Below are 24,263 nucleotides of genomic sequence, written 5' to 3'. Positions count from 1 at the left end.
TCAGAAGGTCCAGCAGGTGCGCTGCTTGGAGCTGCACGACACCTGGGTGTTCTGCCCGTCATCGTTGGCAGCCAGGTTGGCGGCTGCCTGCAGGATGTTGGGGACGATCTGGATGCTGCCGTTGAGGTTGTCCGGCAGGACGATCGGAGTTACCAGGACGACCAGGGAGCTGTGAGTCGAGGTGCGGCTGCTGCCGCCTCCCAGGCCGAAGAAGCTCGGACTGCCTACCCCGGACTTGGAGGCGTTCTCGCTGTTCTCGTCGAATCCGGTCAGCACCAGAGTCTCGCCGCTGCGCAGTAGAACCTTGGGTGCTGCGTTCTTGGTGTCGTAGTCGGCGTTCTGCACCTTCGAGCCGTTACTTTCGAACTCCTGGAAGGTGGGTTTGCTGCTCATGCTGAGCGTGATCATCAGCAGCATGTTTTCGCGATCCAGGAGCTTGGGCAGCAACATCATGTTGAAGCCACTGGTGATCGTCGCAGGCGTCAAGGAAGTGCTGGAGCCCACCGATGCAGTAGTCGTAGTTGAGCTGGCAGCGACATAGCTCTTCACGTTGCCGATCTGGATGGGAGCGGGCTGCAGGTTGAGCGTGGTTACCGAGGGGGACCGCACTTCGGTAACGCGGCCTTGCTCGGACAGCGCCTGCAGGATTGCTTTGGTGCCGGCCCAGGGCGAGCTGGAGGTATCGAGGATGCTCCCGGTGGCAGAAATAGCGTCGCTGCTGATGCCAGACACGGTGTTGGACAGCGAGAAGCCCCACTTCCCGGAGACCGACTTGTACACGGCGTCCCAGTTCACGGCGTTCTGATCCGTGTCGGTAAAGGTCACCTCGGCTACCTTCACGTTGAACAGCACCTGGCGGGTGATGGTCCGGTTCGTATCGCGGAGGTAGGCCGCAACTCTGTTCAGGACCTCGGGTCTGTCGCTGACGGTCATCGCGCCGGTCGAGCGAGATAAGAACATGCGCCCTTCCGGTTGGACGCTGAGCATGGCCTGAACGTTTTTCTCGATGTCGGCCAGCAGGGAGGTTTTGATGATGGAGGTGGTGCTCTGGTTGCTTCCGGACTCGCCGGTAGCACCAGAGCTCGTCGACGTACCGCTGTCGCCCGAGCCGGAGCCAGTTGACGTCACCAGGCCAGACTTCACGGTGCTTTCGATGACCTGGTCATCACCAAAGGCCCAGACGTCGAACGTGCGGGTCTCGAAGTAGGTGATTCGAACGCCCTGCAGGTCAGGGTCGTAGTTCCAGGACAGGCCCAGGCGGGACGTTGCCTGATTGAGCAGGCCGGACACCGGGCCGGAGTATTTAATGCCAGCGATCAGGCCTGCTCCGGAAAGGCCAAGGTCGAAGCTACGCGCGCCGCTGGGAGCCGATCCAATCACGTTGGCCGGCATCAGGCCGGCCAGGCTGTCTGGGCCAGCGGAGCTGATCGGCGCCGGCGCGCTGTTGTTGCTGCCCGACTGCTTGGAGGACGTCAGGATGCCGGGGTTGAGCGCATCGGGTGCCACCAGTACCGGCAGGCCGGTCTGCTGGGTGATGTACTGGGCCACTTCGGTGATCGACACGGCCGACACCGGCCGGTAGGCAATGTCGTGGTCCTTGCCGAAGGGAAGCCCGCGCTTGGTCACCAGCGGCTGGGTCGATACCCATGGCTTGTTGCTGAAGACCACGGTATCGCGCGCTTGTTCGGGCTGCATGTTCTGCAGGTACTTGGTGTACTGCCCGGCCGATTTGCCCTCGAGCTCTGCACGGGCAACCGAGTCGTTCACGCGCTGCAGCGAGCAGCTGCTCATGAAAAGGGCCAGCGGCAGAATGGCCCAGCGTGCCCAGGTGCGTTCGGTCATTTCTTCTTCCTCTCGTCGACGTGCAACACACGCTGAGCGTCGCTGCCATCAACCACGAAGGAGCGCGGGGCGGTGTCGTATAACGGGAACAGTTGCTTGATCGCCTCTTCGAAGGAGCCTTCGAAACGAAGCGGGGCCTGGATCGGGTAGTCCAGATCGTCCTGGCTCCAGATCAGCGTCCAATTGGCCTTCTTGGCCCAGGCCTCGACGCTCTGGCGCAAGGTTGATCCAGTCTCGGCCGCCCATACCTGGGGCAGCGGCCGGGGGATCGGCGCGGGGAACGTGACAGGCGCAGGTTGCGCGACAGCAGCTGCAGCAGGCACTGGAGATTTCAAACTCGCTGGTACAGGGAGCGTGCTGGCAGGCTTGGGGGCAGTGCTCGAGGTCGAGGCTGCAGTGATAGGGCCATCCTTGGCGGGTGCCACTGGGGGGAGCACTGCGGGTTTGGCTGCGGCCGCCGGCGCGGCTGCAGCTGAAGTGGTGATGGCGGGGCTGGAGGGCACCGCAGCTACTACGACAGCGCCGGTGGCAGAGTCCGGTGCCGGAGTGGCGGTCTTGGTACTGGCAGGCTGCTGGGCGTACATGGTAGGCGCCGGCCGCGGAGGCTCTGGCAACTGGTAGCCCGGGCGAAGCACGAAGCACACCTGGCGATTCACCTCGTCGACCTTGACCTGCCAAGCCGGACCGGCCAGAACCTGCAGCGTGTTGCGCAGGGTCATAGGCCCCAGCTTGTACTGTGCAGCTGGCAACGGCCGGGTGTAGAGGATATTGACGTGCCCGGAGCTGGCGGGACACAGCGCGTAGCCGGAGCGCTCAACGACGTACTGCATCGCATCCCGAACACTGGGGTTCATGTTCGAGGGAATGGTGACGTCGATGATCTGGGCCATCAGATCGCGCTGACCAGCGTCCGGTTGTGTCGTGACCAGGGTGTAGCGCCCATACCGGACGACGGGCTCCTTCTCTGGCACACCCCCACTGGGATAAAGGTCGGGCGATAGCATTTCCGGATTGCGGCTGCTATCGAATGCGGGCTTGGGCGTCTCGACCGGCTGGGTAGTGCAGCCGGTGAGAAGCGCGAGCAACGAGAGAGTGGTCAACTGCCTGGTCATGTACCGAAAGGCCCCCTTTGATGATGGGGGTCACGTTCGCAGGCGCAGTGCCAGTACGCAGTAGGAAATAGATAACGCGGCGTAGGGGTATTTATTCCGGGCCTATGCCGCGATGGTGGCTGCCAGTAGAGACTTTGCCAGCGCCTCCTGATCTGCCTCAGGCTCGATGAGCTCCATGCTGACCTGGCGTTTTGCTAACAGCATCTGCCACAGCTGCTGGTCGATGGTGTTTTCCACCAACGGGATCTTCACGATGACCATGCGCAACTGGCCGTTGCGATAGGCGCGGTCTTCGGCCTGGTCTTGCTGGCCAGGCGTCCATGGCAGGCCGAGGAAAAACACGTAGTTCGCTGCGGTGAGGTTGTTGCCGGTACCGGCGGCCGACGTGGTGCAGATGAACACGCGGCAGTCGGGGTCATCCTGGAACTTGTCGATGGCCTTCTGGCGCTTCTTCAAGGTATCCGTGCCGACCAAGGTGACGTTGCCGATGCCGGCCTGATCGCAGAGCTCTTTGAGCATTGCCACCGTTGGCTTGAACTCGCAGAAGAGGATTACCTTGTCAGCTGGATCCAGCTCGCTGACCAGGTCCATGGCCACGCGGACCTTGACCTGCTCCAGGTAGCGCCTGAGCGCTCCAAGGCGAGCGAAGATGGGCCTGTCCTCGAGGCGCATCGTGTCGTACTTGCGGCGCTCATCTGCAGCTAGCTCGACGGGCAGCAGCTGACGCTGCTTGCCTTTCAGGTTGGGCAGGACGTCTTTGCGTCGGCGCAGCATCCAGTCGCCGAGCTCGGCGCGCAGGTTCTGGCGGAACTCGGGGTTGCCGGCGAAACGCTCGCAGAAGTCCTTCAGCGACAGCTGGCCAATGGGATGCCCGGAGAGGCGTAGGAGCGTGTGGAGCTCGGTCTCGCGATTGAGTACTGGCGTGCCGGTGAGCAGGTAGCGGTTGGGTACCTTCGCGGCAATGTCGAATCCATGGCGAGTCCACTCCGCTGTCGGCTCCTTCAGCCTGTGCGCCTCGTCGATGATCATGACGCTAAAGCGCTCGGCCTGGACGACGAAATCACCCAGTCGCTCGTAGTTGATGACCATCCACTCTGCCGTCGGATCGTCCTGCTGCAGAGCAACCTGGGCTTCGGGGTAGACCGCGTGGATCTCGCGCTCCCAGTTGATCAACAGGGACGATAGCGTGATCACCAGGATCGGCGTGCCGGCAGCGCGGATGTGGGCTGCAATCACTGCCTGGCGCGTCTTGCCCAATCCCATGTCGTCGGCCAGCAGCGCGCTGGTCCGCTGCAGAAGGTGAGCGATCCCCACCGGCTGGTGGTCCAGGAGTGAATAGCCGCGCAAGGCCTCCGTGATCGCGCTTTCGGTGTACTCGGTACGCTCGATCGGCGAGACGGCCGCCAGATAGATATCGGTGGAGACGTCTTCGTCTCCAGCCGAGGTTGTGGGCTCCTGGGGAGGGCCGCCGAGGCTGATCCCGGGCATGTCCTTTGCCGGCGCAACAGTGCCATCGCTCAGCAGCTCCTGGACGACATCGAGGATCTCGAACTGGTCCTCAGCTAGTCCGAGCTCCAGGATCACGTTGCTGCGCACTAGCTCTGCAGAAGCGTCGATGCGCCACGAGCTGGAGTGACCGAGGAAGACGCCATGCATGCGCCGCGCGACCGCAACGACGCCGGGGTGGTAGTCGCCCGAGAGCAGCACACCGCCGTCTGCCAGCGGGGCGATACGGAGCATCAAGCCCCAGGTGAATGCATCCCGGGAGGGAGAGGCCTGGGCCTGCTCCAGCTTCTGCTGGAAGCGCTGCCAGGTTTCGCTGTAGCGGTCCTCGGCGAGCTCCTGCAGGCGGTGGAACAGAAGGTCCAGTTCGTGGAAAAGCTTGCTCTTGGGTAGCCTCCAGTACCGGTGGTAAGGATGGTCGCCTCGACGGATGAAGAATCCCCCGCGGGCAAGCAACACCTTGTTGGCACCTTCCAGGAACGGCAGCTGGAGGCCGAAGTCGTAGCCGTCGAACACGACCTTGCCGAGCAGCTCCGGGGAGCGATTCAGCATCCGTGGCCGTTTCATGCTGCCTCCAGATGGGTGCTCACCCACTGGGCAACCGCGCCGGCCAGCCGGGATTGCCAATGAGAGTCGGCAAATCTCGTCATGTGCTGGGTGTGGTCCGGCCAGTCCAAGTTGACCTGAACCGATCCAGCTTTGATCTGCTGCATCAGCCAGGCAAAGGCTTTACCTTCGGCTGAGTCCTTCGGCACGGGGTCGTTGCCATACGAGCGCAGCTGTGCGCACTCCAGGTGGTGAACGGTCCACGTGCCCTGGTGCTCATGACTTTTTCGACGGAGGATCAATTCGGCCGATGCGAGTGGGCGCCCATCATGGCGCAGCGAAATCAGCCTGCAATCGCCACGGTAGGCTGAGAAGTCATAGGAGTCGATGCAGTGGTCGAGGGATACGTGTTCGCTCCAGAGATGAGATGGAGAGACCAGCTCAACCGCCTCGATACCGTTTGGGCATAGCACGGCCCCTTCGACCAGTAAGGGTGTCCACCTGGTCGACTCGTCGGTCGCTTTCAGGTCCGGTTTCTCAGCGTCGATTGCTTCGCGAATCTCGGCGAGTGCCTTGTGGAAGGCTGACACCTTGTTGGCCAGTTGTCGGTAGCTGCTGTGCTGGAAGAAGGCTGCCGCGTTGAGCTTGGCCTGTTGAATGACATCCCATTGACCATGGTCTTCAACAGTGAAGCTCAGTTGCCGGAAGACTTCGCCAAAATCCTGCAGGGACGCCATGATCCCGGGCCAAGCCGGGTCACCCCAACTGCTGGGGCATCCAGAAAGCAATCGATTCAGGTTCCAACGCTGCTGGTCTTTAGGAAGCGAGTAGTCGGGACGAACTTCCCAGGGAATGTGGTTGAACAACTGGAAGAAGACCGTCCAGTCACCACGAGTTTTCGGACGGCGATTTCCGAGGGAGGCGCCCGCGAGGAGGGCATGCCAGCCCGAGTTCTTGCCTTCGCGCAAGAGTTGGGCAAGCGCTCCACCTGCGGTTGACGGTCGGCAAGAACCGATGAAGCGAATCGCCGAAGGTTGTACCTGGAAGTACCACGCCAGAAAGTCCGTCAGCGAGAGCCCCGCGTCGACGGTGTGTCCCAGCATCTGATCGAAGGCGACAGTTCCGAGGTATTCCTTGACCAGGTCGGTGGGGGCCTTGAGTGCGTAGGGGGCCAGGTCGGGCCAAGGTACTTGCAAAAAGGTGCCGTGAGCGGAGCACGGCCAAGAGATCTGGTCGGGAAGCACAAGCAGCGGCAGCAAAATCGGTTGGGCTTTGAGCGCCTGCAGGCGTCGCTCTTTGCAACCGGAGGCCAACCAGTTGTAGAGGGCTGGAGAAGGACAACGCACGGAGCGAATGGCAAACAGGATTTCAGGGTCGAGCTGGCTACAGAATCCCTTGAGGACTGCCCCTATCTGCTTCAGATAAAAGCGGGTTCGTGGTCCGAAATACCGGTGGTGGCTTCCTCGTTGAGCAGGGCTCGGAACATTGCGGGCGAACTTCCCGAGGTCGTCCTTCGCCATGCTACCGGCGAGCTGATGAGCTTTTTTACAGTAGGACGTGAGGAGGGCGGTGTCGGCAAACACTCCGCCGGCCTGGAGCCATCTCAGTTCAGACTCCAGCCGGCTGATGAGTGCGAGGGCGCCGTTGCGTGTGGGTTTCCTCAGAGAAACACGATCGCTTGTGGAGATCGTAAGTGCCCTGATGATTTGGCCGTCATACCACTGAAGGGTGTTGCCAAAACGCGCTATGCCAAATGGAGTTTGTTCCGGGCCATGCGTGCCATTGACGAACCAGGCTCGAGCAGTGGAGGTTCGCTGCAGATAGGTCCGGATGAAGTCAGTGCGCTGCTGATCTGCCAGGCCGAAATGCGTTGCCCAGGTAGTGGCTACTGCGCGCTGCCTCTCTGTGAAGCGACGAAGGATGGGGTCGACCGGGGTATCTATGACCGCTGACATGTGCATGCTCCTCGAGGAGCATGCAGGCTGTCAGGTGGGTTGTGGTGGGGACAGGGGAAATAGACACCTGGAGAGTGCGGAATTCGCGGACGCGGATGGGCTCTAGTCCCCTACATCCCGCGCGGATTGTCCATATCAGGTTTGCCCTTGACCGAGGGGTAGGCCACCTTGCATCCGGAAGACCTGTATCCCGTGCAGCCCCAGAAATCGTATTGCCCAGGTTTCTGCTTGCGGACGAGCGGTTCCCCGCATTTGCCGCACTTGTAATCGCTGCTGGTCGGCCGTGAAGCCGGTACGGTAGCGCCTCGTTGCATGATGGCGGACGGTTGAGTCTGCAGCTTCTGGAGCTCCGCCCCGAGGTGCTCATAGAACCGGGCCACGACGGAGCTGTACGTCTCTTGGCCCTGGGCGATCTTGTCCAGGTCCTTCTCCATGCTGCTGGTGAACTCCAGCTGCAGGAAGGTGAAGTTGCCTTCCAGCTTGGCGATAGTTTTCTCCCCCAGCGGACCAGGGACCAACTTGCGCTTTTCCTCGACGACCAGGCCCTTGCCAGTGATGTTCTTGACGATTGCGGCGAAGGTACTTGGGCGGCCAATTCCCAATCGCTCCAACTCCTTGACCAGGCTGGCCTTGGTGAAGCGCGGCGGCGCCTTCGTCTTCTGGCTAAGCACTTCACCCTGGTGAACCGGGAGGATCTGCCTCGGCTCCAGTTTCGGGACCGGATTCTTCGCAGGCTCGGCCTTGTCTTCTTCAGCGTCATCGCCCTTGAGCAGCTTCTTCCAGCCGAGGTAGGAAATGGTGCTACCAGTTGCGGCGAAGCGCAGTGGGCGACTATCCGGCCCCTTGGCCAATAGCTTTACGGTGCGCACGTCGTAGATAGCGTCCGCAAGCTGGCTGGCCAGCGCGCGAATTCGGATGAGTTTGTAGAGCGACTGCTCATCGGGCGTCTCGCCCGCTGTCTCATCATCCCAACTGGTCGGCGCGATGGCCGGGTGGCCTTGCTGGGCGGCATCGCCGGCTTGGAATACCCGGCGCTCCTCGACTGCTTCCAGCCCCATCTGGCGTGCAACAGCCTTCAGATGCGCCATCGCATCGTCATCCAGGTTGGGGTTATCAGTACGGTGATAGCTGATGACGCCCTGCTCGTAGAGCTTTTGGGCAATCATCATGGTCTTGTCCGGATCCCACCCCAAGGCCACGCTGGCCGCCTGCTGCATCGACGATGAGATGAAGGGCGCGGGTGGCCCGCGGCGTTTCTTGCTGTCGGAACAGGATTCGACGATTACGGCGCGCGTCCCAGCGACCTGGCTGGCCAGTGTGCCGTCCTGGACGTAAGGGTGCTCCTCAGTTGCAAAGTCAGGAACGGTCACCCACTCTGCCTTCCATTCCTGCTTGGTCGCCTCATCCAGAAAGGTCAGGTCCACGCCGAAGTGGTGAATGACCTTGAAGTTGCGAATCTCGCGCTCGCGCATGAGCACGATGTAGACGGCGACAGATTGGACGCGCCCTGCAGACGTGGGCTCACCGAGAGTGCGTCGGAGCTCCTGCGTTACGAGGTAGCCCACCAGACGGTCCAGAACGCGCCGGCATTCCTGTGACGCAACCAGGGGGAGATCGATCTTCCGCGGGTTCGCCAGAGCCTCTCGAACGGCTGACTGGGTGATCTGGTTGAAAGCGATGCGTTTGTAATCACGGATGCCAAGCGTCTGCTGGATGTGCCAAGCAATTGATTCACCTTCACGATCATTGTCAGTGGCGATGTAGATCTCAGTGGCTTTCTTCAGGGCATCGCGCATGCTTTTCACGTTGCGCTGGCTCTTGGGCAGCACTTCGTACACGGGGCGCAGGTTCTTGAGCACGCCCGTGGTGATCATGGTGCTGTCCTGGCCCTTCTCCGGCAGGTCGCGGATGTGACCGCCGCTGGCGACTACCATCCAGTCCTCGCCAGGGCGCAGCTTCTTCATCATGGGACCGAGCTTCTTCAGCTTGCCCGGCGCCTCGATGATCATGAGTTTCATGGGGTGCCCCTATCCGTTGATCCAGGCCGCACTGTTGCTGCCGGCCTTGTCTGGTTCAACGCGAAATGGGCATTAGAGGCGGGGTGAATTCGGCGGGAGGGTCGTTGTGGACTAGAGGTCCAGCGTCAGCTGCTGGGCCTGCCGGTACCCTTTCAGCCAGCTGGCCAACATCGCGGGGTGCTTGTAGGGGCAGGCATGTACGGGAAGCCCTTTCTGCGCAGCTTCTGCACCAGCGGCTGCGATGGTCAGGTGAGGGTTGTTGAAGTGCCTCCTATCGACCTTTTGCTCTGGCGCGCTTTGATCTGACACAGATGGCCTCCCGTGATTGAGGTTGGCGCTGCTGGGCAGCCTACTGACCGGAATCCTTGTCGATGTACCCAGCGGCTTCACTATGTGGCGCGTTTTTGCTGAGTATGGCTTGGCAACGCTCGTTTTGATGCAAGGCTCGGCTTGTTCAGGGCGGAAAACACCCGGAAATGCGCACTGTGAGGCAGTGGATTTCCCTCACTCTGCAGGATTGTTCTACAAAAGACCTGGGCAGGCGCTGCTTGCAGCGCCCCCCTTTCGGCCCGGCTGGTTCGGGCCGAAGCACTCAGGCTGCCGTTGGCGCCAACACTGCCACTGTGCTCCTGGTTGAGTGGTTCCAGTGGAACCAGCTTGCCTGCCATCGGGGCCGATAGTTCGAGTCTGGTCGAGTGGTTCCAGTGGAACCAGTTGTCCAACCGCCCGCGCAGAGGTCAGGGCCTGCCTGAGTGATGCAGGCTGCAACACGATCAATTCAAGCAAGGGCGATGTGTTACGGGAAACAGTTGTGGGGTGGATATGAGGTGAAACGCCACGACTCAGCTGTTCTTGGCGAGGGAGCTTCACGAAGGGGCGCGATTTATCGCTGGTCTATCTGCGAGGGGATTTGACGCAGTTGGCCCAGGAACTCGGTGTTCGAAAGCTTACCGTTCACACGGTCCTGAAGAATGGGAAGGAGTAGAGCCTGCTGCTCTTTGCTCAGCTTGCGATAGAGCTCGACTAGCTCGAGCTCGGAAGGGGTGATGGGCTTGTTCAACAATTGGGCCATGGCGGTTGCTATTGGAGGTTGGACTGAAGACATGGATGACGGAGCAAAGTTCTTGCCACCTGCAGCTTCGCGACGGGCCGCCTCACATTATGCATTTCCGGAAGCGGGAGTGATTAAGTGGTACAGGAGCTACGCGATGGGACGTCCTTGTCCCCGGTAGCCTCGCGAAGGGGCGCGCTAAATTAAGGAGGGAGTCACAGGGGAATGTCGTCGTCAAATCCGTCGTAGTCGCGCATGTCCTGGGTAGGGTGCTGTGGCGCCGGCGGCTGACGATCAGTCCGAGGATTCTGCTGTTGCTGTTGGCCGGCCCCGGAGGCCAGGAGCGAGACCTGGGCAATCCGATGGGGGAGGACCGCAACTCGGCTCGCCTCGACCTTCAGTGCCTGGACCTCCTCGCCAGTTTGTTTGTCCTTCCAGCTGTCCATGATGGCGCGCCCCTGGACCAGGACCCGCATGCCTTTCTGGAACACAGAGGCGAAGCGCTCGGCATCCTGGTGCCACCACTCGACGTTGCACCAGAACCCTCCACGGTCTTTATAGCCACCTTGGCCGTCCGGGATCGAGTTGTCGAACATGATGTTGAGACGCAGCAGTTGTCGCGGGCCATTGTTACCGTTGGGGAAGCTCTTGTACTCGGGCAGGGAGCCGATGTTGCCTTCCCATACTACGGGTGTGCTCATGGTGGTTCTCCGGTCAGTTGTGTTGCGATGGGTTCGTGTTCTGCTGCAGGCGAACCAGGTACTCGGCCTCGGCCTGGCCCATCTTCTCTGCGCACTCGGCGGCCTGTTTGGCGATGGAGTGGATGAGGCTCATCTGCATGTTGAGGATGATTCGTTGCTGCTCGAGGGCGAGCAGGTCCTGCAGCAGGTGGGATGGAGTCTTGGGTTGCCGCAGCATCTCCGCCCAGATGCCCACCCCCATCTTTCGGGACTGGATGTGCTGCCAGCGAAGGAAAGTGGTGCCGGCCTGGGTGTTCTGCTCTATCAGGCGGACGGGCAGCAAACTGAAAGGATGACGGCGGACCTGGGCCAGCACTTCCTGGGCAAGCTCCTTCAGACCGACCTCCAACGCCTGGCATTGCTCAGCTAACTGGGTCATCTCCCCCTTACCTTTAAAGGGCCTTAAAAGGCCTTTTAGTGAGGCACTCTGTTGCAGCCCCTGATAGGCAGTCTGTTGCAGTGGTCGGAAGAGAGTCTGTTGCAGCCCATGCTCCGAGCGATTCTGCGGCAGCATGGTGATCAGTCCTCTCCGAGGTCGAGATCTTCGTGGTCATCGGAGAAGGGTTCGCGCGGTTGTGGTTGACCGCGAGTGATCGGTGGGGCGAAGGAAGATCGTCGGGTGCCCTCCAGGATGTCCTGAGGAATCTCGCCATGACGCTCGTACATTTTCCGCGCCTGCTCGGCCTTGGCGTTGTTGGCGGCAAAGTCGTCGCGGCATGCACCGGAAAAGCGATAGAGCTGGGCCAGGCCGAAGAGGCTACGAAGAACGCGGGCGCCTTCGTCGATCCACAGCTCCATGTCGCGCCGGCCGATGAGACCAACGTGCTGAGCCAGGAGGATGCGTCGAACGATCTCGTCGTAGGAGGTCAGCAGGTAGACCGCCTTGAAGCCCAATGGGTTGGAGATGAAGAGAGGCAGCTTGACGGGCTGGATCGAGAGGTTATTGCCGATGGTGATCATCGAAGGCAACTGGGCCATGACATCGTCCAGGCGCTTGTCGATGACCTTCAAGGCTTCGTCCGACTCGTTGATCTTCTCCTCGAGCCGGATCATCCACCAGTCGGAGTAGGGATCGTCCTGAGAGGCACCACGCGACATCTGATTCATCTTCGAGCAGAAGCCTGCCAGTCCGAGGATGCTGGGCTTGCCTTCAGTCTGAGGGCGGCCCATCCAGATTCGCGCTGCGTGGTGCGTGTGGAGGGTGAGCTCAACAGCACTCCGTAAGGAGCCAATGTTGAGCTGGTAGTTGTCAGCCATGGGCACGGTTTCCTTATTAAGGTTGAGGAACGTGCCCATGCTCCTAATCAGCGGGATCTGCCGCAGCAGGAAATGCTCAGCCCGCCAAACTCGATTTTGTTGTTGCCTTTACTACCCCTGCCAAAACGTCCCAAACGGCGCCCAGATCCAAGCCAGCAACACACCGCCGGCGAGTAGAACAAACCATGTTTTCCAGCTGCGAAGGTAAGGCGAAAGTGCGACCAGTGCGAATAGCGCGAACAGTGCCTGCTCGATGAGTAATTGCCTTTGTTGCATGGGAAGCTCCGGTTGATGGATAAGCCTCCAGTTTTCACAGTGGGCAGCGCTGGTGGTGGCTTTTTCCAACCACATTACGACCGAAAATACGGAGCTGTATCGACTCATCTCAATGTGGCTCCAGTGGCGCCGCCCAGGTCGACCTCGGCGCCGAGGTCCAGGTCCAGGTCGAGTGGTTCCAGTGGAACCACCCAACTCGCCGTCGGCGCCGACGGTCGGGATCCTGATCCCATTTTGCCAGTGCCACCAGCAGCATGCCGTCGGTGCCGTCGTCCAGTTTCTGGTCGAGTGGTACGGGACGTACCACCCAGCTCGTGTTCGGCGCCGATGCCCAGGTTCTGGTCGAGTGGTTCCAGTGGAACCATCCCAGGTTGACGTCAGCATCAATGCCCGGGTCTTGGATGGGTGGTTCCAGTGGAACCACCCTGGTCGACGTCGGCGCCGATAGCACGGACGTGGGGGAGAGTTGCCAATGCAACTCTGGTCTCGCCGCGTGGTTGGCCCGGACGCTGTGGCTCATCAATCGGTAGATCCTCCTTGCCTCGGCTTCAGCTGTTGCCAGATCGTGCTCATTGCCGATTTGGCAGTCTGCATACCAGCTTTGGATGGCGGGGACTGAGGACGGGCACCTGACGTTGCAGGGGCTGCTGGTTGTGCCTGGATCACCTTGGACTGCGGTTGCGGACTAGGTTGCCAGTCGGCGTTGAAGTCGCCGCGAATGGCTCGTGTAGCAAGTGATGACAGGTAAGCCATAGGCTTGCTGACTTCGCGTTCGATGCACCGATGTGCCCATTGCCCCATCACGGCCTCTCGCAGGTCGTCTGGGACTGTTTGCATGATCGAACGGGCTTTGGATCTGTCCTCCGCGCTGAGCAACTCCAGGGCAATCAGCCAGTTGGCCGCGGCATTCCCTGGATTCCCCGCGGGAAGTACAGAGCTTTTACAAACATCTTTGTGTGTATCTGTATACGTACTATATGAGTTCGGATTCCGAACTATGGGTGTACTCGGCGAATTTCCACTGGGTTCGGATTCCGAACCCAGTGGCAGAGCGCCTTGTTTCACGGGGTTCGCACTGAGTTCGGAATCCGAACCCAGTGACGACTCGGTGATTTCATACTGAGTTCGGATTCCGAACTCAGGAGCAGGAAGGGCTTGCAGCTTGCTCTCGACTGCCCATGCCTGACCATTGAGGCGCTCAGCAATCGTGTCTATGTGCGTCGGCAAGCGGCGACCAACATCCGGGTCACTGGTGAATTCGCGCCAGGAGATTTCTGCCACTTCCTTGATGGCTTTGTTCTGGTGCTCCATAGACTGGAGAACCAGCTGCATGTAGTCCTTGTCGAACTCAAGTGCTTCAGCGGGGGTTACAGGCTCGTCGTGTAGGAGATAAACGTTGCCCTGGACCTGGCCGCTTACTTCATTGCGCACCCTGCGCCCAAGGCTCAGCCATCGGGTGAGCCGGAGCACGGTCAGCGCTTTCGACACTGTTTCCCTAGATGCATGTTTCCCGGGGTTCATCCCCAAATAGGGACGGAGTTGATCGTAGGTGGGGAAAGCAGTGACGCCGTCTTCATTGACGAGCAATCGAAAGACCTGCCAGCAGTTCCTTTCTAGAGGTGTCAGGCGATTGTCGAGCAGCAGTTTTCGCGGAACCGTCTCATGAGGATTCCCGCTGAAGATGATCCCGGCGTACTGCGAAGGGGAGGCTGACTGCGTGGCGGTCTCCTGTGCTCTCTTCTTTTGTAGATGGGCCTCGAGATGTCCCGAGGCCGAATCTAGGAGCGTCGAAATGGGGAACCGGGCGAGCTTCATCTTGCTTTGTCGCCTTCCTCGGAGGTGACGGCCACCACCTGTTGTTGGTCATGGAGCAACAGCATCTGAGCACTGTGGCGCCAAGGGTTCTCCTTGTTGGGCGGATAGACTCCTTGGCTGATCCAGTTCGTGATGCGGTGCCAGATCTGAGCCAGCGTCAGGCCATCGGTGATCAGTTCTTCGGCTACGAGCATTGCAACATCGAGCATGGCCAAGCTGTCAGCCAGGTCGACCTGGTTCTCCTCCATGAGATGTACCCACCTGTGCCAGACCAGGTGATCCTGGTCTTCAGACAGCTCTGGCCAACGGCCTCGTGGCGTCTTCACCCCAATGACTGCCCGCTGCAGAGCAATTTCTTGAGGCGACAGTCCGAAGAACTTGTTGAGCAGATTTGTGGTTGCTCCCAGGCGAATTGCGCGTTCGATCAGCCGCATTTCTTCCTCGGAGCGCGCGGCGCCGGAGATCAGCTTCATGACGATAGCCTCGTCGATGCTGACCTTGGCCCAGGTAACCGGGGTGTTGAGTAGCAGGCTCATAATGGTGGGGTGCTGGATTTGGCCCAGAACCTCAGGGGCAAGCCCCATCTCGATGCAGCGATTCAGCTGGCCATTGCGCATCAGATTCAAGATCTGCGACAGCACAGCTTCGTTTATTGGCGACTTGGACATTGCGATTCCCTCCCGTAATCGTCCGCAATCAGCTGTCGAGAGCAGGTGTGTTCTGGGTGTGCTCCTGGATCTCCAGGTCGATGAGACGACGGGCGAGGCGCACAATCCTGAACAACTTGACCAGAGCACCGTCGCTCAGGCGTCCGCGATCATCCGGGGCTTGGTCCTTTGCCATCGGTTGCCCGAGGAGCAGTTGGCCGAGACCGGCAGCGAATTCGAATTCCATGAGGCCATCGCGGGCTTCAGGCTGATCTTCCAGCAGTTTCAGAGCGATCGCTGTTGCACCGCTAAGTGACTGCAGAAGCGTCACCGTGTGATGTGCAGTCGCAGTGATTTCAATTTCTTCCTGGGGCTGCCGGTAGGAAAAACCGATACCGCCATCTACCTCAAAGATGTCGCCGGGGGCGTCAACGGCCTGGAGAATCTCCACAGCCAGGTTGGCGATGTGCTTGCGCAGTTGGTCCGCAGTGTCGATCTCACGCTCGATGTACCAGAGGTCGCTGATGGGGTGGAGCCCTCCGGCCTGGACCGGGATGGATACGAGCGCGTTGGAATTGAAGTCAGGCAGCTGCTCTCCATCCAGCGCGGCCATCTTCTGTTTCATTTCCACCACGCGAGAGCTGATGTTCGCGGGGGAAGCGACGTGACCCTCGATGCGTGCCTGACGCTCCTGGGCCGTCATCTGGCTGCTATCAGGAGGTGTGGTGGTCCGCGTTTCCTGCTGTTTTGGCTGGGCCGGAGGGATGGTCGCAGGTGAGTTCTTGCTGGTTGCCTGAGGCGGCAGAGCGGGCACCTGCGTGCCAGTCCCGCCGGTTTCGGCAACTTGAGGTGGCGGCGGGGGGGATGGAACTTCGACAACCGGCGTAGTACGGCGCAGTTGATCCTGCTGCTGGGTGATCTCGAGCAGCACGTCTTCGTAGCCGAGGCCGAGAGGCCCCTTCATTTGGCCAATCAGCTCATCCTGGAAACGCTGGAAAAGAAACTCATCGGCATCACCTTCGAATTGGGCCAGCACATCCTGGAAGAGCATCTCGAATTCAATTGCCTCCCCCTTGTAGTGCTTTTCCCAGCAAGCGGAGGATGTTTTTCGAAGCGACAGCAGTTTCTCGATCTGGGGTTTACCCAACCCGCTGTAGAGCATCCCCGGGATGGCCGGTAGGAGATATCGGATGGTATCCAGCATCTTGCTGATGTGCGGGTGGGAGACCGGGTAGCCATCGGCTGTAAGGCGGCGCGACAATTCGCGAATGCCAACGGGCTCTCCAGCTTCAGATTCATAGTGAGCCTTTGCCTTATCGATACCGACAGCGCGCTCAATGAACTTGAGATCGCCCTTCACATCGTTTTCGGCCAGGTGACCTACCAGAGCGAGAACCTCTCCACGGGTTTTGTCCCAAGGACGGAACAGGCAGTGGAAACGATAAAAACGCTCGTCGCCGGTCTCCTGGTAGAGCTCTTTCAGGATGGCCAGGCGAGTGTTGCCCCCGTTGCGAATACGATGCTTTTGTTCGCCTGGTCGGCGAGTTACAGGTGGGGGCGTATCAAGGCCACGGGCCTTGATGGAGGCTTTGATTTCCTCGTACTTCGGGTTGCGAGTCGTCCGAGGGTTGTCGTCATACGGAAGGACGTCATCCAGCGTCAGCACCATCGGGGTGTCAACGACGGGATCGCTGAGTTGCGCCACGGGAGCGGCCTGCGGCTGGAAGCCGGGCTTGAGCATGGCGTCTTTCAGGGAGATCGGCTCGGCCATGATTACAGTCCCCGCGCGTCGTTGGCGGAGTCGGCACCAGTAGGCTGCTGGGACAGCAGCCGGTCGATGACCTGGTTGGCTCGCTGGATCTGCGACTCCAGTTCGTCAACGCGCTCCAGGCGATGAAGGATCTCGCGATTCAAGGATCGGTCGTTGTCCTTGGCCAGCTCGGCAATGCGGCTTTTCATCCCACAGGGCATGCGGACTACGAATTTGTCTTCGGGCTCTTTGGTGGCGGTTTGGCGATCAGCGCTCATGTCATTTCTCCGGAATTCTGGCGGCAGGTTTCTCAGCGACGCTTCAGCTGATCGTGCAGCTGGGTCGGGAGGCCTCGAATGGTCAGCACGTCGCGCTCTCTGTCGTACTCGACCTTGCTACCCAGCAGGTGCGCCTCGAAGCTGATCGACAATCCCTCGGCGCGGCCCGTGAAGCGGCGGAACTGGTTGAGAGTGCGCTTGTCCGCCGGGATCTCCGGAGACAGGCCGTAGTCCTTGTTGCGGATGTAGTCGTAGAAGGCGCGCGGCGCCTGGTCATCCATCAATTCCGAGAGCGCGTCCAGGGCCATCGGCTCACCGATCTTGGCCTGGCTGGTGGCGTAGTCCACCAGCACGTCGGTTTTCTCGCGGGCCTGTTCTTCAGGCAGGTCTTCGCTTTCCGCGAAGTCGCTGAAGGCCTTGAGCAGGGTGCGGGTCTCGCTCGGGCCGTCGACGCCCTCGGTGCAGCCGATGAAGTCGCAGAAGTAGTCCGAGACCTTCTTTCCGCTTTTGCCCCTGATGAACGAGATGTACTGCTTGGACGTCTTGTTGTTCTGCCACTCGGAGATGTTGATCCGCGCGGCCATGTGCAGCTTGCTGAGGTCAAGATGGCGCGAGGGAGTTACTTCTAGCGCCTCGGTCACCGCCACTCCTTCGCTGTGGTGGAGGAGGGCGATGGACAGGTAGTCGGTCATGCCTTGCTGGTAATGGCAGAACAGCACGTGGCCGCCAGTGGAGAGATTGGACTCCTCCATCAAATGCGCGAGCTGTTCCACTGCATGGCGGCTGAACTCGACAAAGTCCATGCTGCCAACCAGGAACTCGTTCAGCCAACCGCTTAGCGGGTAGGCGCCGGATTCGCCATGGAAAAGGCCCCAGGCCTTGTTCGGCTTGGCGTTGTAGCTCTCGTTGAGGTCGGCCATGAGGTTTTCCATAGCCTGGGAATCGACCAGCTCGACACCACTGATATGCAGTGCAGATGGGTTGCCGTCGGGCTTCTTGTCGATCAGGTGGACGATGGCGTGACGAATGGGCATTAGATGATCTCCTGACAGGACGACTGGGCCGCCTGAACGTCGGCGCGGCGGAGGCGCGCGAGAGCGTTGAGGGCCGAATGGCAGTCGCTGGCGGTGAAAGAGGTGAAGATGGGCAGCCGGCCAGGCTTGCTGAATTTGACGTGGCCGCCGGCGGTGCGGCTTGCGCTCCATCCGAGTTGTTCAGCAGTGATGACCAGGCGTTTCAAGCCTTCTTGGGCACCGCGGAGGAAATTACGCATTAGCGGTTTCCTCCTGCTGCTGAAGCCAGGTCTCCATGTCCTGCAGGCCTGCTGGAAGGGTTCCGGTGCGAGCTGCCTCGAGGAGGCGCTCTACCAAGCGCTTCAGGTGCTTATCCAGTTGGTGCCGTTGGCAGGCAATCTCGTCATGCGATGAGCGGAGCAGTTGCACTTCTTCCTGCAGCTGCTCGAGGACCAGAGCACCGCCGGCGCCTGCAGGGCAGACTTCAGCTGCAGTCGCTCGGAACTGGGTGAACAAGCGTGCCTCCCAGTCCTGGCGGCAAGGCCAGAACCGGTGGCCGCGCTCCACGTTCCAGCCGCTGGTCCACGTGCGGCATTTTCCGCAGTCCGGGCAAGGCATCTCGCCGCCACCGTCCAGGTGATAACCGCAGTGCATGCAGATCCACGTGGGACCAGCACGCAGCAGCAGCTCAAGGCGTAGCTCGTTGTTGTGGATACGGTGCAGTGGGCGGAAGGTGGTGATCTCAGACATCACGACCTCCGCTCAGACTCCAGCGGCTCTCGATGTAGTTCGCTTTGTCACCAGGCTGCGCCGGCAGCTTGGCGATCACACCTTGGCCTTCGCCGAAGAGGCGGTCGGCCAGGCGCTGTGCAGCGATCTGATCGCTCCAGGTGCAGCTTGCGCGCTTGCCTTTCACGGTGTTGGTGAAGAACCCAGCTCCGTCGAATTTCACTACGCACTCGCGGGAGGTTGCGCTCATGGTGCGACCTCCTGGTTGAGTGCATCGCCGGCCTGGACAGCCACGATTTCAGGGGATTCACCCGGATAGCGCGTCGCCAGTTCGGTCAGAAACTCGCGTGCGGCTTCCCTGGCGCCGGGGATGCGGAACACCACTGTGCAGTGATGAACTTCCCCCTGGCCAGGCAGGGAGGGGATAACTCCGACCTTGAGCGAGCAACTGAACAGGTACTTGGGAACCCAGACAGACCAGAAGTAGTTGGAGAGCAGCGCGCCCGGTGCCTTCAGGCTGAGCTCCAGCGTTCCTGCTTCCGTTTCGAGGATCTCGATGTACTGCAGATTCTCGAACTCCCTGAGTTCATCTTGGAGAGCGGCAGGGGCGACAGTGCTGTGGTCACGCCCAAGGCGAGTGATGACTTGGCTGATGGCGTCGAGCTCGATGGCGTTCAGGCCTGCGCGATGAGCGTGGGCCAGAGCAGAGTCTTCGAACGGAACGCCTGCCGCGATTGCAGGGAAAGCTCCATCAGCGCGCATGGTCCACCTCCTGCAGTTCTTCGATGTCGTAGCTACCGCAAACGGGGCAGGTGAGGACCTCGATCTCGCCTTCAGGGCTGGTTTCGGCCGGAACGAACTGGCGTACGTTCTGCAGCGGATGGTGAGTCCCGCAGTTGCGGCACCAATGGGTGATGGGGGAGTGCTGACTGGACGTCATGCGAATGCTCCTTGCAGCTCATGCGCACTGAGATTGGCGAATCGCGTCTGCTGGGGGATGAAGGCGGTGCGGACGGTTCCGGTCGGACCGTTACGGTTCTTTCCGACGATCAGCTCTGCAATGCCTTTGGCCTCGGTATCGGGGTTGTACACCTCGTCCCGATACACGAAGAGGATCAGGTCGGCGTCCTGCTCGATGGCGCCGCTGTCCCTGAGGTCCGCGCAGATGGGGCGTTTGTTCGGACGGCGTTCGAGATCTCGGTTCAGCTGGGAAAGGGCTATAACCGGGCAATCCATCTCCTTCGCCAAGGCCTTCAGCGAGCGCGAGATCTCGCTGATCTCGTTGGCTCTGTTCTCTTGGCCGGGGCTGCGCATGAGCTGCAGGTAGTCGGCCATGATCAATGACGGTTTTCCGTAGCGACGAGCAGCTCGGCGCGCCTTGGCTCGAAGCTGCATCGGCGTGAGGTTGCCGGTATCGTCCATGACCAGCCGTGTTCCATACCCGTCCATGCGTGCCACGGCGCCGGTCAGTTTTTGCCAGTCCTCTTCCTCGAGTCTGCCCTTCAGCAGCCTTGAGAGATCAATACGTCCAAGAATGGCGAGCAGCCGATACACCAGGGCCTGGGCTGGCATCTCCATGCTGTACACCTGGACCGTCTGATCCGGGCGCGACTTCAGCGCAGCGTCGACGATGCTCAAGCAGAACGAGGTTTTGCCCATCGAGGGGCGGGCGCCGACTATGACCAGGTCGGCAGGCTGGAGTCCCGAGGTCAGCTCATCGAGATCGTCCAGGCCAGTTGAGACCCCGGTCACCGTGACGTTGCCGTTGAAGTTCTGATCGATCTGGTCGACGACCTTGATCATTGTGTCGCGGACGTTCACGAACTCGGAGGTCGACCGGCCTTCACCCAGCGCGAACAGCTGCTGCTCGATCGACTCCTGGACCTCGTTGGCATCAGCCTGTTGGTCAGTAGCGGCGCGCGAGCAGTGGTAGCCCAGGGTCATCAGCTGACGAAGGTGCGACCGGTTGCCCACGATGGCAGCGTAGTGCTGGATATTCGCAACCGACGGAGTGTTCATGGCCAGCTCAGCCAAATAGGCCAGGCCGCCTACTTCCTCATGAGCCTCCAGCGCTTCACCGATAGTGACGATGTCGAAGGGGCTGTTCTTCGAAGCAAGGTCACTGATCGCTTTGAAAATCAGCTTGTGCTCACGACGGTAGAAGTCCTCCTCCTGCAGCTGATCGCCGACCAGGTCCCATGCCTCGTTGTCGAGCATCAGCCCGCCAAGGACACCCTGCTCAGCTTCAATCGAATGAGGAGGGGAGAGGTCCAGGTGGTTCATCTGGCACCCCCGTGCGCAAGCGCTGCCTGACGGTCCCGGCCAACGCCGCGATGCAGCTGAGCTTTCTTGCCTGCCTCCCAGCCAGCGTGCAACGAGCTGCGATCATGGCCCTTGGCCGGCGTCGAGCTGATGTTGGTGTGCTGGAGGTTCGGGTGGTGCAAGCTCAGATAGGCACTGATCTCCGCGCGAGTCTCGGGGTTCATACCCGTGGCGAACTGGTCAACCTTCTGGGCCACGGCACGAATCCAGCCCTCCGCGAATAGCTGGCCGCGGCGACGCTTGGTCTTCAGCTGACAACGAGTTAGCTCGGCGACGTGCTCGCGGCGAGCCTTCTGCAGCTGGTTGAGCAGGCTGCTGTAGGTATACGCAGCCAGGTCGGGGCCGACACCCTTGCCCAGAAACTTGAAGCAATAGCCGTGACCGTGGCGGTAGTAAGAGAGGTGACTGCAGTCGAAGGCTTCCGCGCAGGCCAAGGCCAGCGAGTGATGCCAGTCTGCAGGAGAGCGGCGGGTGTGGGTCGGGACGCTGGCTTCGTCAACCAGGCTTGCGCGGATATCCTCATGCTCCAAGTTGTACTGGGACATGAGCGCGCGCGCCTGACGGAGCGCAGTTTCGACTTCATTCGGTGTGGCACCATTAGCGTTGGCCAGAGCCATCAGCTTGGCCACCTTGTCCAGGACTTTCTGCTTGTCCATCAGGCCTGGCCCTCGCTCAAGGTGCTGAGAGGCTCGCGAGGCTCGTATTGCAGCTCCCACGTCGGATGGAACGGCATGGTGTGCTTGAGGCCATCCAACTGCACGTTCAGTCGGCAATCCTTGGCGCTGCGGATGGTGCCGAACTCCTTCTTCCCGCACCCGGTGTAGAGCACTCGCATCCCGCGCTTGGCCGGAACGCCGCACCACTTACGAGTTCTTTCCATATGCCCGGCCATCACACACCTCCCGAAGCCAGCACTGCGGCGTTGGTCAGCGCGCGGAAGCTCTCAATTACGCCTTCACGCAACTCCTGCTCGGCGTGAATTGCGTTACTGCGATTTTCGCTCCCGCCCTTCTCCGCAAACTCCTGCATTGCGTAGCGGAATTTGGTTATCAGGCTTCCGATATGTTCCAAGCCCCTCGAATAAGCCTGTCCCTGACGGGCCTCACACGCGATCAAGTCCGCTTCGCACTGGGCAGCAGGGCGGTCTGCCTGAGAGGGAACGTTGCTGCGCTCCACCCGGGTGTTCCAGGTACGACGAGCTTCTGCAGCGTCGACCTCTACCTCAGTCGCCAGACCGCACCAGGTGCATTCCACGCGGTGGCCACATTCACTGTCAGTTTGCTCAGCCAAGCATCCGCAGCAGGGGCAGCTGAGCAGTGGGCCGAACTGGAGGGAGTGCTCGGCGCGAGCATGGTCCATGGTCTTGAGGACCGCGCCCAGGGCGCCCTGGCTGCCAGACAGCGCCGGCGAGTGCACTTCTTTGGTGGAAAGAGAAAGCTCCAGGCACCCCTTCTCGGAGACCTGGAAGTTGCTGCTGTGAAGTGCAAAGCCGACTCCGTTGATGGAGACGTTCAGGGGGAGATCGGCTGCAGTCGCATCTTGGCGCTGTATAGTCGCTAGGCGTCCCTGCAGCATTGCCAGCGTGACTGGCTTCTTGGCATCACCGTTCATGCCTGCCCCTCCTGCGCCGCCGTCGAGGACGGCGGCGGAGTGAAGCTGTTCAGCGCTTTGCGCCAAAGCTCGATTACTTCCATCTCCTGGTTGGTCAAAGCAGCTTGGCTGACCTGGTCAGCCACCCGCTGTTTCATCGCAGCCAGGCGCTCTTCGACTTCGGAACCGTCGTCGTAGCTGATCTCTTCCTGAATTGCGGTGATCAGTTCGGACCGTAGATAGGTGATCTGGAAGAAAAGGTCGGAGTAATTTCGTTCGCGCTTGGTGCCGAAGTGCACCCCAGAAGTGCCCAGGTCTGGCCCGTGTTTTTGGCAGAACTGAATGGGGGAGTAGAAGGTATGGAGAACGCGCGCCCGGTTGTAAATCAGGGCGGTTTTCACGATCTCCAGCAGGTCCTCATTGGCATTCGGAGCTGCTGGAAGGGGATATTCAGCAACAACCAGTTGCTTGGCGCGCTTGTCGCGAGCCTCCCGGCGCCGTTGCGCTTCCTTCTCGGTACGTTGGCGCTTTTCTTTGGCATGCACGACGTTGTTGCCGACCGAGTCGATCAGATGCGCGGCATCAAGCAGGAGCTGCCGTTGGTCTGCTGTCAGGTGCTCCCCGAGTCGCCCCAATAGGCCGGATCTCGTAGTCCAGCGTTGGCCGATCTTGCGAAGCTCACCAGAAACAGAGGTCAGCTTTGTCTGGACGCTACGGAGGTCCTTGGCGCTATACAGCTCGCCTAGCTTCAGCACCACTTCAGGGGTGATCCCGCTGGCATGGGTGATATCGATAGGTTTCTTGGCCATCTCAGCGGACTCCCCTGACGATCTGGGCGACCTTCTCCTCGGTCATCGCCTCGAAGCGGTCGCGCCACTCTGGGAAAACCTCGATTGCGAGGCTGCGGATGATGCTCAGAGCGGATGGCGCCTGGCGGTTGGAGGGTTGGCGGTATTCGAGGCGATGGGCAGGAATGCCCTGAGAGGCGGCGTTCTTGAAAACGACTGCCTGGGGGATGGTGGTCTCCAGCACGGAGACATCGGCATTGCCGTCGAAGACTTCCCGGACGGTTTTGTGGATCTCGCGGGCGTCTGCCGTCTGATCAAGGCCGTTGATAATGATGCGTATGTGGGGGATGTTCAGCCCCAGGCGGCTGTAAGTATGAAGTCCCGCCATCATGTGCATGGTGCCGCGATTGAATTCGCGGGCTGCCAGCATGTTCGGTGGCAGGGGGGAGAGGGCGACATCGGAAGCAAGCACGACCATTTCCAGCATGGCCGAGCGCGCGCCCTGGGTGTCGAACAGCACCAAATCGTACTGGTCAGCGAAAGCTGGCATCAGATTGGCGAGTCGCAACCGTCCGTCGGGAGCCTGGAGTAGGAGGTTGTTCAGCTGGTTGTTGATGTCGTTCGAGACAATCACATCCAGGTTGGGGATGTTGGTGCGGGAAACAATCCGTTCGGGATCGGTGATATTGAAGGCTAGGAGGTCGTAAAGGCCGCCGGGAGCTTCATGTGCCAGGGGGTAGTAAGAAGAGCCGGAGGGTTGGACCGGATCGAGGTCGATCAGGAGGGTGCGCAGTCCAGCGTCTGCGACAAAAGCGCCCAGGTTGGTCGAGCTGGTGGTTTTGCCGGTGCCGCCTTTGGTGGAAATAATCCCTGCTTTTTTCATTACAAATGCCTCTAATGTGGGTTGCATTAGAGGCTGCGTGCCTAGAGCTCTGGGCATTCACAGGGCCGGAGAACCCCTTCCTAGACGCTCCTAGTCCAATTGTCTTTTAACCAATTGGTCGTAGGTTCGAATCCTACACGACCCACCA

Annotated in this window: 26 protein-coding genes; all 26 read right to left on the bottom strand. The window is 60.4% G+C overall.

Annotation, left to right across the window (positions count from 1 at the left end; translation table 11 throughout):
• The 26 genes from pilN to ACYCAX_RS25835 all read right to left on the bottom strand — a co-directional run bounded on the left by pilN (position 1) and on the right by ACYCAX_RS25835 (position 24,115).
• A complete protein-coding gene (pilN, locus tag ACYCAX_RS25960) occupies positions 1 to 1,842 on the bottom strand; it encodes a PilN family type IVB pilus formation outer membrane protein (protein ID WP_460249177.1) in 1,842 nt (613 codons plus the stop codon).
• On the bottom strand, positions 1,839 to 2,954 hold the full coding sequence (gene pilL2, locus ACYCAX_RS25955) for a PFGI-1 class ICE element type IV pilus protein PilL2 (protein ID WP_460249176.1): 1,116 nt from the start codon (positions 2,952 to 2,954) through the stop codon (positions 1,839 to 1,841). The genes pilN and pilL2 overlap by 4 nt, the downstream gene beginning before the upstream one ends.
• A gap of 102 nt (positions 2,955 to 3,056) precedes the next feature.
• A complete protein-coding gene (locus tag ACYCAX_RS25950; RefSeq protein ID WP_460249175.1) occupies positions 3,057 to 5,024 on the bottom strand; it encodes a DEAD/DEAH box helicase in 1,968 nt (655 codons plus the stop codon).
• Positions 5,021 to 6,958 carry a hypothetical protein gene (locus tag ACYCAX_RS25945; protein WP_460249174.1) on the bottom strand — a complete coding sequence of 646 codons (1,938 nt, stop codon included), beginning with the start codon at positions 6,956 to 6,958 and terminating at the stop codon, positions 5,021 to 5,023. The genes ACYCAX_RS25950 and ACYCAX_RS25945 overlap by 4 nt, the downstream gene beginning before the upstream one ends.
• A 110-nt stretch (positions 6,959 to 7,068) precedes the next feature.
• Complete coding sequence (gene topA, locus ACYCAX_RS25940; RefSeq protein ID WP_460249173.1) at positions 7,069 to 8,976, bottom strand: type I DNA topoisomerase; 1,908 nt, start codon at positions 8,974 to 8,976, stop codon at positions 7,069 to 7,071.
• A gap of 111 nt (positions 8,977 to 9,087) precedes the next feature.
• Positions 9,088 to 9,285 (bottom strand): ribosome modulation factor, encoded by a 198-nt coding sequence (locus tag ACYCAX_RS25935; RefSeq protein WP_313463116.1) that lies wholly within the window; start codon positions 9,283 to 9,285, stop codon positions 9,088 to 9,090.
• Between the two features lie 957 nt (positions 9,286 to 10,242).
• The gene (locus tag ACYCAX_RS25930; RefSeq protein WP_460249172.1) at positions 10,243 to 10,728 is read right to left on the bottom strand and encodes a single-stranded DNA-binding protein; all 486 of its coding nucleotides are present in this window, start codon (positions 10,726 to 10,728) and stop codon (positions 10,243 to 10,245) included.
• A 13-nt stretch (positions 10,729 to 10,741) separates the two neighbouring features.
• Positions 10,742 to 11,281, bottom strand: a complete 540-nt coding sequence (locus tag ACYCAX_RS25925; RefSeq protein ID WP_460249171.1) for a DUF3158 family protein — start codon at positions 11,279 to 11,281, stop codon at positions 10,742 to 10,744.
• Between the two features lie 5 nt (positions 11,282 to 11,286).
• Positions 11,287 to 12,024 (bottom strand): PFL_4669 family integrating conjugative element protein, encoded by a 738-nt coding sequence (locus ACYCAX_RS25920; protein WP_460249170.1) that lies wholly within the window; start codon positions 12,022 to 12,024, stop codon positions 11,287 to 11,289.
• Between the two features lie 111 nt (positions 12,025 to 12,135).
• Positions 12,136 to 12,408, bottom strand: a complete 273-nt coding sequence (locus ACYCAX_RS25915) for a hypothetical protein (protein ID WP_460249169.1) — start codon at positions 12,406 to 12,408, stop codon at positions 12,136 to 12,138.
• Positions 12,409 to 12,819: 411 nt separating this feature from the next.
• Positions 12,820 to 14,115, bottom strand: a complete 1,296-nt coding sequence (locus ACYCAX_RS25910; protein ID WP_460249168.1) for an STY4528 family pathogenicity island replication protein — start codon at positions 14,113 to 14,115, stop codon at positions 12,820 to 12,822.
• Positions 14,112 to 14,783, bottom strand: coding sequence for a DUF2857 domain-containing protein (locus ACYCAX_RS25905; RefSeq protein WP_460249167.1), 672 nt, complete (start codon positions 14,781 to 14,783; stop codon positions 14,112 to 14,114). The genes ACYCAX_RS25910 and ACYCAX_RS25905 overlap by 4 nt, the downstream gene beginning before the upstream one ends.
• A 28-nt stretch (positions 14,784 to 14,811) precedes the next feature.
• Positions 14,812 to 16,533, bottom strand: a complete 1,722-nt coding sequence (locus ACYCAX_RS25900) for a ParB family protein (protein WP_460249166.1) — start codon at positions 16,531 to 16,533, stop codon at positions 14,812 to 14,814.
• Between the two features lie 2 nt (positions 16,534 to 16,535).
• Positions 16,536 to 16,790, bottom strand: coding sequence for an Arc family DNA-binding protein (locus tag ACYCAX_RS25895; protein ID WP_043273988.1), 255 nt, complete (start codon positions 16,788 to 16,790; stop codon positions 16,536 to 16,538).
• A gap of 32 nt (positions 16,791 to 16,822) precedes the next feature.
• Positions 16,823 to 17,824, bottom strand: coding sequence for a nucleoid-associated protein YejK (gene yejK, locus ACYCAX_RS25890; RefSeq protein WP_460249165.1), 1,002 nt, complete (start codon positions 17,822 to 17,824; stop codon positions 16,823 to 16,825).
• Complete coding sequence (locus ACYCAX_RS25885; protein WP_043273991.1) at positions 17,824 to 18,063, bottom strand: hypothetical protein; 240 nt, start codon at positions 18,061 to 18,063, stop codon at positions 17,824 to 17,826. Before ACYCAX_RS25885 ends, yejK begins: the two co-directional genes overlap by 1 nt.
• On the bottom strand, positions 18,056 to 18,553 hold the full coding sequence (locus tag ACYCAX_RS25880) for a hypothetical protein (protein WP_141678532.1): 498 nt from the start codon (positions 18,551 to 18,553) through the stop codon (positions 18,056 to 18,058). Before ACYCAX_RS25880 ends, ACYCAX_RS25885 begins: the two co-directional genes overlap by 8 nt.
• Complete coding sequence (locus ACYCAX_RS25875; RefSeq protein WP_043273993.1) at positions 18,546 to 18,782, bottom strand: hypothetical protein; 237 nt, start codon at positions 18,780 to 18,782, stop codon at positions 18,546 to 18,548. The genes ACYCAX_RS25880 and ACYCAX_RS25875 overlap by 8 nt, the downstream gene beginning before the upstream one ends.
• Positions 18,779 to 19,294 (bottom strand): hypothetical protein, encoded by a 516-nt coding sequence (locus ACYCAX_RS25870; protein ID WP_448682380.1) that lies wholly within the window; start codon positions 19,292 to 19,294, stop codon positions 18,779 to 18,781. The genes ACYCAX_RS25875 and ACYCAX_RS25870 overlap by 4 nt, the downstream gene beginning before the upstream one ends.
• Entirely contained in the window at positions 19,284 to 19,472 is a 189-nt protein-coding gene (locus ACYCAX_RS25865; protein ID WP_460249164.1) for a hypothetical protein, read from the bottom strand. The genes ACYCAX_RS25870 and ACYCAX_RS25865 overlap by 11 nt, the downstream gene beginning before the upstream one ends.
• On the bottom strand, positions 19,469 to 20,815 hold the full coding sequence (gene dnaB, locus ACYCAX_RS25860; RefSeq protein WP_460249163.1) for a replicative DNA helicase: 1,347 nt from the start codon (positions 20,813 to 20,815) through the stop codon (positions 19,469 to 19,471). The genes ACYCAX_RS25865 and dnaB overlap by 4 nt, the downstream gene beginning before the upstream one ends.
• Positions 20,812 to 21,510, bottom strand: coding sequence for a DUF2786 domain-containing protein (locus tag ACYCAX_RS25855; protein WP_460249162.1), 699 nt, complete (start codon positions 21,508 to 21,510; stop codon positions 20,812 to 20,814). The genes dnaB and ACYCAX_RS25855 overlap by 4 nt, the downstream gene beginning before the upstream one ends.
• Complete coding sequence (locus ACYCAX_RS25850) at positions 21,510 to 21,734, bottom strand: hypothetical protein (protein WP_460249161.1); 225 nt, start codon at positions 21,732 to 21,734, stop codon at positions 21,510 to 21,512. The genes ACYCAX_RS25855 and ACYCAX_RS25850 overlap by 1 nt, the downstream gene beginning before the upstream one ends.
• Before the next feature lie 11 nt (positions 21,735 to 21,745).
• The gene (locus ACYCAX_RS25845; protein ID WP_460249160.1) at positions 21,746 to 22,465 is read right to left on the bottom strand and encodes a hypothetical protein; all 720 of its coding nucleotides are present in this window, start codon (positions 22,463 to 22,465) and stop codon (positions 21,746 to 21,748) included.
• Positions 22,462 to 23,253: a hypothetical protein gene (locus tag ACYCAX_RS25840; RefSeq protein WP_460249159.1), complete on the bottom strand. Its 792-nt coding sequence runs from the start codon at positions 23,251 to 23,253 to the stop codon at positions 22,462 to 22,464. The genes ACYCAX_RS25845 and ACYCAX_RS25840 overlap by 4 nt, the downstream gene beginning before the upstream one ends.
• Position 23,254: 1 nt before the next feature.
• Positions 23,255 to 24,115, bottom strand: a complete 861-nt coding sequence (locus ACYCAX_RS25835; RefSeq protein WP_460249158.1) for a ParA family protein — start codon at positions 24,113 to 24,115, stop codon at positions 23,255 to 23,257.
• Between the last annotated feature and the right edge of the window lie 148 nt (positions 24,116 to 24,263).

Source organism: Pseudomonas sp. MT3 (assembly GCF_054720805.1).
Note: the sequence above shows the minus strand (reverse complement) of the source record. Positions and strands in the feature narration are given on the sequence as shown.

Coding starts and splice junctions, on each gene's coding strand:
- pilN (WP_460249177.1), bottom strand. CDS start 1,842: ATGACCGAACGCACCTGGGCACGCTGGGCCATTCTGCCGCTGGCCCTT.
- pilL2 (WP_460249176.1), bottom strand. CDS start 2,954: ATGACCAGGCAGTTGACCACTCTCTCGTTGCTCGCGCTTCTCACCGGC.
- ACYCAX_RS25950 (WP_460249175.1), bottom strand. CDS start 5,024: ATGAAACGGCCACGGATGCTGAATCGCTCCCCGGAGCTGCTCGGCAAG.
- ACYCAX_RS25945 (WP_460249174.1), bottom strand. CDS start 6,958: ATGTCAGCGGTCATAGATACCCCGGTCGACCCCATCCTTCGTCGCTTC.
- topA (WP_460249173.1), bottom strand. CDS start 8,976: ATGAAACTCATGATCATCGAGGCGCCGGGCAAGCTGAAGAAGCTCGGT.
- ACYCAX_RS25930 (WP_460249172.1), bottom strand. CDS start 10,728: ATGAGCACACCCGTAGTATGGGAAGGCAACATCGGCTCCCTGCCCGAG.
- ACYCAX_RS25925 (WP_460249171.1), bottom strand. CDS start 11,281: ATGCTGCCGCAGAATCGCTCGGAGCATGGGCTGCAACAGACTCTCTTC.
- ACYCAX_RS25920 (WP_460249170.1), bottom strand. CDS start 12,024: ATGGCTGACAACTACCAGCTCAACATTGGCTCCTTACGGAGTGCTGTT.
- ACYCAX_RS25915 (WP_460249169.1), bottom strand. CDS start 12,408: ATGAGTCGATACAGCTCCGTATTTTCGGTCGTAATGTGGTTGGAAAAA.
- ACYCAX_RS25910 (WP_460249168.1), bottom strand. CDS start 14,115: ATGAAGCTCGCCCGGTTCCCCATTTCGACGCTCCTAGATTCGGCCTCG.
- ACYCAX_RS25905 (WP_460249167.1), bottom strand. CDS start 14,783: ATGTCCAAGTCGCCAATAAACGAAGCTGTGCTGTCGCAGATCTTGAAT.
- ACYCAX_RS25900 (WP_460249166.1), bottom strand. CDS start 16,533: ATGGCCGAGCCGATCTCCCTGAAAGACGCCATGCTCAAGCCCGGCTTC.
- ACYCAX_RS25895 (WP_043273988.1), bottom strand. CDS start 16,790: ATGAGCGCTGATCGCCAAACCGCCACCAAAGAGCCCGAAGACAAATTC.
- yejK (WP_460249165.1), bottom strand. CDS start 17,824: ATGCCCATTCGTCACGCCATCGTCCACCTGATCGACAAGAAGCCCGAC.
- ACYCAX_RS25885 (WP_043273991.1), bottom strand. CDS start 18,063: ATGCGTAATTTCCTCCGCGGTGCCCAAGAAGGCTTGAAACGCCTGGTC.
- ACYCAX_RS25880 (WP_141678532.1), bottom strand. CDS start 18,553: ATGTCTGAGATCACCACCTTCCGCCCACTGCACCGTATCCACAACAAC.
- ACYCAX_RS25875 (WP_043273993.1), bottom strand. CDS start 18,782: ATGAGCGCAACCTCCCGCGAGTGCGTAGTGAAATTCGACGGAGCTGGG.
- ACYCAX_RS25870 (WP_448682380.1), bottom strand. CDS start 19,294: ATGCGCGCTGATGGAGCTTTCCCTGCAATCGCGGCAGGCGTTCCGTTC.
- ACYCAX_RS25865 (WP_460249164.1), bottom strand. CDS start 19,472: ATGACGTCCAGTCAGCACTCCCCCATCACCCATTGGTGCCGCAACTGC.
- dnaB (WP_460249163.1), bottom strand. CDS start 20,815: ATGAACCACCTGGACCTCTCCCCTCCTCATTCGATTGAAGCTGAGCAG.
- ACYCAX_RS25855 (WP_460249162.1), bottom strand. CDS start 21,510: ATGGACAAGCAGAAAGTCCTGGACAAGGTGGCCAAGCTGATGGCTCTG.
- ACYCAX_RS25850 (WP_460249161.1), bottom strand. CDS start 21,734: ATGGAAAGAACTCGTAAGTGGTGCGGCGTTCCGGCCAAGCGCGGGATG.
- ACYCAX_RS25845 (WP_460249160.1), bottom strand. CDS start 22,465: ATGAACGGTGATGCCAAGAAGCCAGTCACGCTGGCAATGCTGCAGGGA.
- ACYCAX_RS25840 (WP_460249159.1), bottom strand. CDS start 23,253: ATGGCCAAGAAACCTATCGATATCACCCATGCCAGCGGGATCACCCCT.
- ACYCAX_RS25835 (WP_460249158.1), bottom strand. CDS start 24,115: ATGAAAAAAGCAGGGATTATTTCCACCAAAGGCGGCACCGGCAAAACC.